General features: G+C 36.1%; 6 protein-coding genes. 2 read left to right on the forward strand and 4 right to left on the reverse strand.

The window, feature by feature from the left end; translation table 11 throughout:
* Positions 1-23 precede the first annotated feature (23 nt).
* Together DUT69_RS12915 and DUT69_RS12920 are read right to left on the reverse strand one after the other, a co-directional pair.
* A complete protein-coding gene (locus tag DUT69_RS12915; protein ID WP_162796310.1) occupies positions 24-3,533 on the reverse strand; it encodes an ABC transporter permease/M1 family aminopeptidase in 3,510 nt (1,169 codons plus the stop codon).
* 5 nt (positions 3,534-3,538) lie between these two features.
* Complete coding sequence (locus DUT69_RS12920; RefSeq protein ID WP_113653666.1) at positions 3,539-4,441, reverse strand: ABC transporter ATP-binding protein; 903 nt, start codon at positions 4,439-4,441, stop codon at positions 3,539-3,541.
* Positions 4,442-4,663: 222 nt separating this feature from the next.
* On the opposite strand from DUT69_RS12920, the gene DUT69_RS12925 reads away from it, so the two are divergent.
* On the forward strand, positions 4,664-6,163 hold the full coding sequence (locus DUT69_RS12925) for a sensor histidine kinase (protein ID WP_113653667.1): 1,500 nt from the start codon (positions 4,664-4,666) through the stop codon (positions 6,161-6,163).
* The gene (locus DUT69_RS12930; RefSeq protein WP_113653668.1) at positions 6,160-6,891 is read left to right on the forward strand and encodes a LytR/AlgR family response regulator transcription factor; all 732 of its coding nucleotides are present in this window, start codon (positions 6,160-6,162) and stop codon (positions 6,889-6,891) included. The genes DUT69_RS12925 and DUT69_RS12930 overlap by 4 nt, the downstream gene beginning before the upstream one ends.
* 95 nt (positions 6,892-6,986) lie before the next feature.
* On the opposite strand, the gene DUT69_RS12935 is transcribed toward DUT69_RS12930, so the two are convergent.
* Both DUT69_RS12935 and DUT69_RS12940 read right to left on the reverse strand, forming a co-directional pair.
* Complete coding sequence (locus tag DUT69_RS12935; protein WP_113653669.1) at positions 6,987-8,393, reverse strand: efflux transporter outer membrane subunit; 1,407 nt, start codon at positions 8,391-8,393, stop codon at positions 6,987-6,989.
* 11 nt (positions 8,394-8,404) lie between these two features.
* Entirely contained in the window at positions 8,405-11,578 is a 3,174-nt protein-coding gene (locus tag DUT69_RS12940) for an efflux RND transporter permease subunit (protein WP_113653670.1), read from the reverse strand.
* Positions 11,579-11,599: the final 21 nt, after the last annotated feature.

Here is an 11,599-nt window from a genome sequence, read left to right on the forward strand (position 1 = left end):
AGCTTCTACACAACTTATTATTCTTATTTCAGTTCCTGAAAATTGTCTTTCAAATTTGCATCCAACAAATAGGCATAAGGATCTATGGCAATCGTTTTTGGCTGTTGATCTGTTACAATATTTAGCTTAGTTACTAATTTTTTAAAACGATATTTTTTGATGTAAAAAGGCTTAGCTTTTCTATCCAAATCTAATTGCGGCTGATTAAAGAAAGCCAAATCAACATACATATCTGGCGCTAATAATTTTGCATCTGCTTGTTTATGCTTACCAATGTTTACCTGTAAATCAACACTGAACTTTCCGTTAGACAATGGTTTACACGATAGAATTTTCAGTCCCATTTCATAATCAACAACCTGGTTAAAACTCTCGTTAATAAATTTATGATGTTCTTTAGTTGAAACAGCTATCAAAGCTTCCAACAAATCTGTAGCTTTTACCTTCTGGTTTGGATACGCATGTTTGATTACCAAATCTTTCAGTGTTTTGTTAAAAATTTGCTCGCCCAAAAGTTCTTTTGTAGCATACATTACCAAACCACCCTTTTGGTAATGCACATGGTTTTGCCCGTAAGTTTTAATCAAGGGAAATTCTTCTTCGTTTGGTTTTTTATAAACGAAGTAAAGCCGATTATCATCTGCCAAATAATTGCGAAGTTGCATTTTGCCAATTTTCTTTTCTAAAAGCACAGCCTCAGTATATTTAGCTAAAGATTCGGTCAGCATGGCATAGCCCGGTCCATCGGCTGGCGACAAAATATTTGCCCACCACTGGTGCGCTACCTCATGAGCAGTAATAGCGTAACTCTGATTTACCAAATTGCTATCGCTGTAATTGGTAAGATAATTTATTCGCTCTGCGTTAAACACCACACCCGGATAAGCCGTAGCTGCGCCTTTATAATGAGGTATTTCAACTAACGACAGTTGTGTTAAGGGATACTTTCCGAAATTAGCATTCCCATAGTCCAAACCATCTTTAATAGCGCTAAACATCGTATTTACATTGTATTCATGACCTAAATGATAGTAGACCTTTAACTCTACTCCCTTGTAATTTTGGCTTTTTATTTGATATTTTGCTGAACTTAAAGCGAACATAAAATTAATAGGAGCTTCAGTTTTATAATGAAAATAACTTCTTCCGTTCGCTGTCCATGATTTTTTCAAGGCACCAACTGTAACCACTTGCTGATCAGCTTCTGTAGAAATTGTACTTTCAAAATCTATTAAATGATAATTTCTATCGCCAGAATTAGAGATCTGATAAACTGGCAAACCTTTCTTCTTACGCAATCCTGCATCATCAATTTCTAAATATGGATTATAACCAAAATGTGGAACAAATTTCTCTAACTCTATGTAAGAGCCATTTGAAACGACCGAATTTTCGCTATCAAAAGTGGTAAAACCAGATCGATTGACATTTATCGTAAAATTCATTTTCTGTTCTTCTCCAGGTAGAAGCGCTTCTTTTAAATCTACAAACTGCTGATTAAATTCTTCATCTAATTCAGTTTTTAGCATGTTAGGCATATCAATTGTGAACTTATTAACGGATTTGTGCAATGCAACCCAAATTCGTTTTATGGGTTTGTTACTTTCGTTTTTTAACAGATATGTCCCGCTCAAAATATAACGGTTTTCATTAGGAAACAAATCGACCGTTGTACGAACAGACTTTATGATTGGTTGTGGTAATTTCTGAAATGCCTTGTACTTTTTTTCATAATTAATAGCCCAGTTTAGCGACCCGTTTTTGCTCATATAATTCCCGGCGACATTCGTTTGATGATAAATAAATGCACCGCAAGAAAGCCAGACGACTAAGCCGATTACAACAATAAATTTCGATTTGCTCAGGGCTTTAGGTAGTAATTTCAACCTATCTATAAAAGTTAATTGTAAACTGGTTTGCCACATCCCTATGGTTAAAACTGCAATTAAAACAGTAAAACCTAACCAATACAGCATGTACCAATTAAATGCTTTTGCATAATGTCCGAAATTATTGAAATAAGAAAACTGAAGTTCTGGAACCGTTGCAAATCTTAACAAATAATGTTCTACACCTAACTTAGAGGCAAATGAAATGGCAAAAACCACCACCATGCTTAGCATCATACCTAAATATTTATTAGAAGCTAAATTTTGAATAAAAACGATAAGCAATACAAACAGAAAAAGTGGCAAGGCGCTATAATAATACAGCGAAAGATATTTGGGAATTTCGAAATTGTGGTAGCCATTAAAAAGCTGTACAGTTATGCCAATGGCGATATTTGCTGTAATGAGTACCACTACCAAAACCATTAACGTTAAACATTTTGCACCCCATAATGCCATATTTTTAACCGACGTACTATAAATTAACGATTGAATGTTGGCCGTTTTTTCTCTTGCAACTATTTCGGCTGAATAGAACACCAACAGTATCAACGCAAATTTCATCGAGCGCATTTCTTCTATAATCGCTCCTGTAGTAGGAAAGTATTTAATACCATAAGGGCCATGCAAAATGGAATCTTTTAACTCTATACCAAATAGAAATACCCATAACAAGAGCATTACCATAAACGGAATATGCTTAAATAGGGAAACAACCTCTAATTTAAACTGCGATTTAAAGACAGAAACGTTATAAAGAATTCCGCTAGGAAAAACATTAAATTGCCTAAAAGGAATAATTGGAATAGAGGCTTTATTACGCAGTTTTATTTTGGCCTGACTTTGCTTTGCCAAGCGAAAATTAAAAAATTTATATGCGATAGCAATTACGATAATACTTACTCCCAACCAAAGCAAACGGTTAATCAAAAAAACTTTCTCAAAAGGAAAAAGTTGCTGATTACGCTGTAAATCTGTCCAATTTCTAGTTTCACTAAAAAACGAAGCCAAGCCAAATGGGTCAATTAAAAATGGAAAAATACTTGAATCACTAACCTTAACCGAACTTGCCAGCAAGGGCGAGTTACCCAAAATTGATGCCGACATGTATAAAATGTAGAGCAAAACACCGGTTGCATAAATGGCCCTTACATTTTTAGTTAAAACAGCTGTACAAAAAATCAAACTACAAACCAGCAGTACATTTGGTAATGCAAATACAATTAAAGGATGCAGATAATTGATGATTTTTGTATCGACAACCTCACTCCCATCTACAAAAAAGCTAGCGCAAAAAATACCAATCGTGGTAAACACCAATAACGCAAAAACAGCAATCAGCAAACCTAAAAACCTAACAATAAAGTAAGATTTTTTGTTAACTGAGGTTGTGTAAAGTACCGAATCCATTTTATAAACTGAATCTCTAAGTACCACGTTGGCGCTAAAAAGTGTTGCAGCAAATATGGTAAGCAAAGAAAATAAGGCAACAATATTGGTAATTACGTAAGGTGCATTTCTGTATACGCCGCTCCCGCCAAAACCACCTTGCATAGCCGAAAAGCAGCCTAACGCAAAAAATAAAACCGCAGCTATGATAAATGTAATTTGCACAAAGTGATATTTTAACTCGAACTTTAACATACCACTTAACATAAACCCGCCTCCATTTTACGATTTTGCGCTCCAAATAAAGCCGAAAAATATACCTCTTCTAAGCCGGGATAAAATGGTTCAAAACCATTCCCTGGATTTTCATTATTCAATACAAATAATTGAGTTTTGCCTGCAACAATCCTAGTCGAGATGATTTGGTACAACTGGGTATAGTTTTTTAGTTCAGATTTTTCGATCTGTTTGCGCCAGATTTTCCCATCCAGCTTTGCTGTTAAATCTGCTGGCCTGCCCTGCAAAATCAATTTTCCACTAGCTAAAACAGCCATCTCCGGACAAAGATCATTTACATCCTCTACAATGTGCGTGGATAACATGACCACACGTTGCTCGCCAATTTCGTTTAATAAGTCGTGAAAGCGATTTCTTTCCAGAGGATCTAAACCTGCCGTCGGTTCATCAACAATAATTAACTGCGGGTTGCCCAACAAAGCTTGTGCAATACCGAAGCGTTGGCGCATTCCGCCAGAAAATGAACCTACCGCACGTTTTCTTACATCGTACAAATTTGTTTGTTGCAATAACGATGTAACCTGTTCTACACGCTCGCTTTTGTTTTGCAGACCTTTTAAAATGGCAATATGGTTCAGCAATTCGTTAGCTGATATTTTTGGGTAAACGCCAAAATCTTGTGGTAAATAGCCTAATTGCTTACGCATTTCCTCAGGTTTTTCGATGATGTCTACGCCGTCAAAACTAATACTGCCACTATCTGGCAGTTGCAACGTTGCTAATGTTCGCATTAATGATGATTTACCTGCACCATTTGGACCAAGTAAACCGAACATTCCGTTAGATAGGTTTAATGAGACATCGTCAAGTGCTTTTACACCATTCTGATAGCTTTTACGAAGATTCTGTATTTGAAGTCTTTCCATTTTTTTTAAAATAAGATGGTGCAATATTAACTTCGTTTTTTTAGCGCTCTAAATTTAGATGACGAAAGCGACAAAAGTAATGACGAAAGCAATTATGCTCAGTTTTCTGATAAAACTATTCAGTTCTGAACGATTGGTATTCCTTCATCATTAAAAAACCTCCCTTCATCATTTAGATTTTTTGATAAAGGATAATTGTTGTTGCTTTAAACATTTAAAATTATGTTCGCCAGAAAAATCAATTTCAATTCCATTATAAAACATCAGGATTTTCTAATCAACATTGGCTTAATCCTTTGGTTTGCTATATATAATGTTTTACAAACGCCAGAAAATATTTGGGCAACTTATTTAACATCTATCCTATCAATTGGGCTCTGCTTGCTTCCGATAATTGTTTTTTCTTATTACAAGCCATCTTTAAAAAACAAACTGACTAAAGATAGATACCTTTTGTACTGGCTATTTTGTTATTTGTTTTTACTACCACTCTTCACATTTATATGTTCGTATTTCGAAATAGGAAACCTTGACGACGCTTTATTTATTGCGATAGCAAGTGTTGCCCTCGTACTCGAAATTCTGCTAACGTTAAACCATTTTTATAAAAAACGAGTAAAAAATATCAAATGGATTAAAAAGATTGGATTGGAGAATTCTGTGTTAATTACTCTTGTACTTATTTCGGCAACCATTTCTGTAATGGCAGTTTCAAGTTTGAATAATCCGGCTTACCATACTAAGGGCAATTTACTTATAGGATACGAGTTGAGTCCAGAAAAATTAGGAAAAAACTTTGGGCTTTTTGTTGGTTTTTTCTTCCAATTTTTACTGATGTATATGTGTGGCTATTTGCTGTTTATTATCAATAGCCGTTTTTTGGTTTCTAAAATTTTAAAGGAAAAAGGCTTGCTCATTTACATTTTGAGTTTGGCGGTAACTATTGCTTTATTATACCCAATATTAGCGCAGTTGTTAATTTCACTGCCCATTAATAAATTCTTCGGCAGATCGATATTTGGTGATAATCCTTTTGACATGGAAAATGCCTTTGGCGCTGTTGCGATTATGCTAATTAGCTTGCCGATAGTTTTGGCACTGCAATGGGGCAAACAAAATCATCAAATCCTATCGCTAGAAAAGGCAAAATCTGAAAGTGAACTCGATTTGTTAAAACAGCAAATGAACCCTCATTTCTTTTTTAATACACTGAATAACTTGTATGCTTTAAGTTTGCAGAAGTCTGAAAAAACATCGGAAAGCATTTTGCAATTAGCAGAATTGATGCGTTATACTATTTACAAAGGACAGGAAAAAAACGTTTTATTAGTGCAAGAATTAAAATATTTGGAAGACTACATTCAACTGCAAGAAATTAGATTGCGAAACCCATTAAAACTAAATTTCGAAAAAAACATATCAAATCCTAATGTAAGTATCGCTCCTTTATTGCTTATTGTGTTTATTGAAAATGCTTTTAAACACGGAATTGAAATAGCAGAAGAAACAGCTTTCTTAAAAATTTCGTTAACGAGCGATGATAAAACCCTTCATTTTATTTGCGAAAATTCAATCGAACGAGGAGAAATAGAAACACAACCAGGTATTGGAATTGATAATTTAAAGAAAAGGTTAGATTTGCTTTATCCAAACAAACATTTTTTAAAACTAAGCAAAAAGGCTAACAGCTTTAAAGCAGAACTGAAACTGGAATTGGCATGAGTTTACGCTGTTTAATTATTGATGATGAACCTTTAGCACACGATATTATTGCCTCGTACATTAACGATGTGCCTTTTCTTGAGAAAATTGGTCATTGTTATCGTGCAACGGAAGCCTTTGACTTTTTAACACATCAAGAAATCGACCTGATTTTTTTAGACATTAGGATGCCCAAGTTAAACGGACTCGATTTCTTAAGAACGTTACAACGTAAACCATTGGTCATCATTACCTCTGCTTACGAAGAATATGCGCTGGAAAGTTTCGAGCTCGCCGTTTGCGATTACCTTTTAAAACCCTTCAGATTCGATCGTTTTTTAAAGGCGGTTAATAGAGCTTTAGAAATTTTCAACCTCCAAAATCCCGCTACCGGGCCATTAATTTCCACGCAAAGCGAAACGCATTCTATAGAAAAAATAGCCATTAAGGCAGATAAAAAACATGTTTTAGTAAACTATGCTGATATTAAGTATTTAGAAAGTTTGGGCAATTACGTAAAAGTTTGGAAAGATGATGGTTTCCTACTCACACCACGCACTTTAAGCAGTTTCGAAGAACAGTTGCCTACAAATGTATTTGTGCGAGTGCACAAGTCGTTCATCCTTAACAAAAAAGCGGTGCATTACCTAGAAGGAAATATGATTTTCTTAAAAAATGGTCAACAATTACCCATCGGGAAGAGCTACAAAGCTACCATTAAACAGTTGTTGGATATGGAGGAATATTAATAGAGATTTAAATGATTCCTTTAATAGCAAAAAAGCTTCTCCATCTTTCGATCGAGAAGCTTTTTTTGATTATATCAGCCTGTGTGTAGTCGAATCTAATTTTTCCAACCGCCACCTAGGGCACGGTATAAATTAACTACTGATTGTAGTTTCTGTAGTTTATCGCTAACGCCACTCAATTCTGCAGCTAACAAACTTTGCTCAGATGTTAATACATCGGTATAATTTGTAGCAGAGCTAAAACGCAATAACTCTTGTGTAAAATCTACCGCTTTGGTTAACGAGGCAATTTGCTTTACTCTGGTTTCTTCTTTCTGCACAGCAGTTTGATATGCGTAAAGTGCATTGGAAACTTCTTGTCCGCCAGTTAAAAGTGTTTGCTGGAAAGCTAAAAATGCAATTTGCCTATTTGCTTCTGCAGTTTTTAAGCGTGCCTTATTTTGGCCACGAGCTAAAATTGGCTGGGTTAAACCACCCACCAAATTGTAGAAAATACTCTGACTAAAGAAATCCTTTATATCTAAACTTGATAAACCGCCACCCGCAGTTAGGGTTAAAGCCGGATAAAAATATGCTTTAGCCGAGTTAACGTTTTCAAACTGTGCTCTTAATGCCAATTCTGCTGCAATTACATCTGGGCGGTTTTGCAACAACTGACTAGACACACCAGTTTTTAAATTGCTATAGGCATTTTGTCTGTCTAAAGTAGAACGCGTAACACTTCCAGCTTCTTTAGCCAATAGAATGTTCAATGCATTTTCAGTCTCCCTGATGCTTCTTTTTAAATCCGGCAAAGAAACTTCGGCCGCATACAAATTAGCTTCACTTTGCACAACAGCAGCACCAGTTACTCTGGCAGCTTCCTTTAAAGCTTTCATAGACTCAACGTTGTTTCTTCTGCTCTCTATAGTCTTAAGCGTGATTTCCAACTGTTTATCTAAAGCCAACAAACTGTAATAAGTATTGGCAATATTTGCAATTAATTGTGTTTGCACTGCTCTTTTAGCGGCATCGCTTTGCAACAAAGAAGCTAAAGCCGAGCGTTTTGCACTACTTAATTTACCCCAAATATCCGCTTCCCAACTGGTAGATAACTGGGCTCGGTAAGTTTGCGTTTCTAAATTGATATTTATTCCCGGAGGAAAGTTTAATGCCGCTCTACTTTGCTTGGCATCAGTAACAGAAACATCAGCTTGCACAGTTGGCAACAAAGCGGCCCTACTTTGTCTAAAAGTAGCCTCTGCAATTTTTATGCGCTCAATTGCTTGCTTTAAATCTAAATTTTCTGCCAAACCTTGCTCAATTAAAGCTTGCAATTCTGCATCTGCAAATAAGGTTTTCCAAGGCAAATCTGCTATGGTTGTTGTATCGGCAGTAGTTACATCTCTATATAAATTATCGCTTTTTACAGCTGGTCTTTCGTATTTTTTACTTACGCAAGCACTTAAGGCTAGTATGGCAAAGCCGATAATTAAAGAAGAATACTTATATGTTAGTTTCATGATTTATAAAATTAATGTTGAGGCTTATTTTCTTCTGCAATTGCTAGTTTTTCTTCGCCTGTTACACCTTCATTAAAAGGAGATTTACTACTTACCCTTTCTTGTAAAGATTGGAAGATGATAAACAAAGCCGGAATTACAAAAATCCCGAAAATGGTACCAATCAACATTCCTCCAACTGCACCTGTACCAATTGATTTGTTACCCGCTGCACCTACACCAGTAGATAACATTAGCGGTAATAAACCCAAGATAAATGCAAACGAAGTCATTAAAATTGGACGTAAACGTGCAGTTGCACCTTCAATAGCTGCATCTACAATGCTCATACCTTTTCTTCTTCTATCAACCGCATATTCTACAATTAGAATGGCATTTTTAGCCAATAAACCTACAAGCATAATTAGCGTAATCTGGGTATAAATGTTATTATCAACTCCAAAAATCTTATCGAATATAAATACACCTGCTAATCCGATAGGTAAAGAGATTAAAACCGCCAAAGGCAAAATATAACTCTCGTACTGTGCGGCTAGTAAGAAATATACAAATACCACACAAAGTAAGAAAATGAAGATAGTTTGATTTCCCCCCGCCATCTCTTCCCTAGATAAACCTGAGAATTCGTAACCGTAACCAGCTGGCAAATGTTTTACAGCTTCTTCTTGTACCGCTTTAAGCGCATCACCAGAACTAAATCCAGGTTTCGGACTACCCGTTACAGCTATAGAAGTATAAAGGTTAAAACGAGAAATAGCTTGCGGACCATACACTTTAGTCATGCTAATAAATTCGCTAACTGGTGCCATACCGCCTTTATTGTTACGCACATAAATGCTATTTAAACTCTGTTCGTTAGCACGATATTTGGCATCTGCCTGATACATTACCCTAAACTGCTTACCGAATTTGTTAAAGTTGGATGCATAAACACCACCGTAATAACCTTGTAAAACGCCAAGTACATCGGTAACCGTTAAACCAGCTTGTTTAATTTTAGCAACATTAACTTCAATTTGAAATTGAGGAAAATTAGGGTTAAAAGATGTTGAAGCATACTGAATTTCGGGACGTTGCGATAACGCTGCCAAGAAACCATTTCCAACCTCGTTAAATTTATTAATATCGCCACCAGTTTTATCTTGCAACTGAAACTCGAAACCACCACTTGTACCAAAACCTTGAATAGTTGGAGGTGCAAAGAAGATAATTTTAGCACCTTTTATACCTGCTGTTTTGGCAAACAACTCGCTAATAATAGCTTTTACGTCTCGGTCTCTTTCTTTCCAAGGCTTTAACCTGGTAATAACCATACCGTAAGAACTACCAGAACCACTAATCATACTCCTGCCTACAACGCTTAACGCACTATTTACCTCTGGTATTTCCTTTACGATGTCGGCAATTTTTTTAATAATTACCGCAGTTTCTTCTTGCGAAGTTGAAGCTGGTAAGGATATATCAGACATGATTGTACCTAAATCTTCGTTAGGTACGAAACCCTTAGGGGTGGTATTCATTGTCCAAACCAAAACACCTGTAAAAACTACTATTGCTAGGGCAACAATCCATTTAGCATGAGACAAAAAAGAAACTGATCTTTTGTACCTGCTTGTTATCGCATCAAAAGCTGTGTTAAATCCGGTATAAAAACGTTGTAGTACATTTTTCTTTTTACCATGATCATCTTTATGTGGTTTTAATAAAATAGCACATAAAGCCGGACTAAGCGTTAACGCATTAATAGCTGATAAAATAATTGAAATAGCTAATGTTAAACCGAACTGTTTATAAAATACACCTGAAGAACCTTGAATAAAACTTACCGGAATAAATACCGCAGCCATAACCAAGGTGATGGAAATAATCGCACCGGTAATATCCTCCATTGCATCTACAGTAGCTTTTTTGGCATCGGTATAACCTTCATCCAGTTTAGCGTGAACCGCCTCTACTACCACAATGGCATCATCTACCACAATACCAATGGCGAGTACCAATGCAAATAAGGTTAACAAGTTGATGGTAAAACCGAATAAACATAAGAAAAAGAACGTACCTACAATAGCAACCGGTACAGAAATAGCCGGAATTAACGTAGAACGGAAATCTTGTAAGAATACAAATACCACAAGAAACACCAAAATAAATGCTTCGATTAAGGTGTGTAATACTTTTTCGATAGATGCATCTAAAAAATCGTTAACGTTTACTAGCGAAGTATAATGAATTCCATTTGGAAAAGATTTGGATGCTTCTGCAAGCGTATTTAAAGAACCTTCAATTACATCTTTTGCATTTGAACCAGCAGTTTGATTAATTGCGATACCAATTGATGCCTGTCCGTTAAATTTAGAGGTACTTGCATAACTTTGTGCACCTAATTCAATTCTAGCAACGTCCTTTAAACGCAGAACCTGTCCGTTTGCATCAGCTTTAACAATAATATTGCTAAAATCTTCTTCGCTCTTTAACCTACCTGTATATTTTAAAGTGTATTGGAAAGATTGATCGCCTTGCTCGCCGAACTGACCTGGCGCAGCTTCGACATTTTGCTCTGCTAAAGCGCTATTGATATCATTTGGTACTAAACCGTAGGTAGCCATTACATCTGGTTTTAGCCAAATACGCATGCTATAATCCATCTGTCCGAAAGAACTTGCATCACCCACACCAGTAATCCTTTTAATTTGAGGGATGATATTGATGTTAGCATAGTTCTGTAAAAACTTCTGATCGTACTCTGGGTTATCGCTATGGATAACAAAAATTAACACGTTACTTGCCTGCCTCTTAGCCGTAACAACACCAGATCTGGTAACCTCTGCAGGCAATAAACTTGTTGCTCTTGCTACCCTATTTTGTACGTTTACCGCCGCTAAATCTGGGTTTGTACCTAATTTAAAGTTAATGGTAATAGAGGCAGAACCGTCGTTACTTGCTGTAGAGGTCATGTAGGTCATATCTTCTACCCCATTTATCTGCTCTTCTAGTGGCACTACCACACTGTTCATTACTACGTCGGCATTGGCACCTTGGTAAGATGTTGAAACCTGTACGGTTGGCGGCGCAATTTCTGGGTACTGAGACACTGGTAAGGTTACCAAACCCAGCACACCGAGTATTACTATGATAATTGATATTACAGTTGATAAAACTGGTCTATCTATAAACTTTTTAAACATAATTTAATTTTATGATTGTTT

This window comes from Pedobacter namyangjuensis, assembly GCF_003313325.1.
GTDB lineage: Bacteria > Bacteroidota > Bacteroidia > Sphingobacteriales > Sphingobacteriaceae > Pedobacter > Pedobacter namyangjuensis.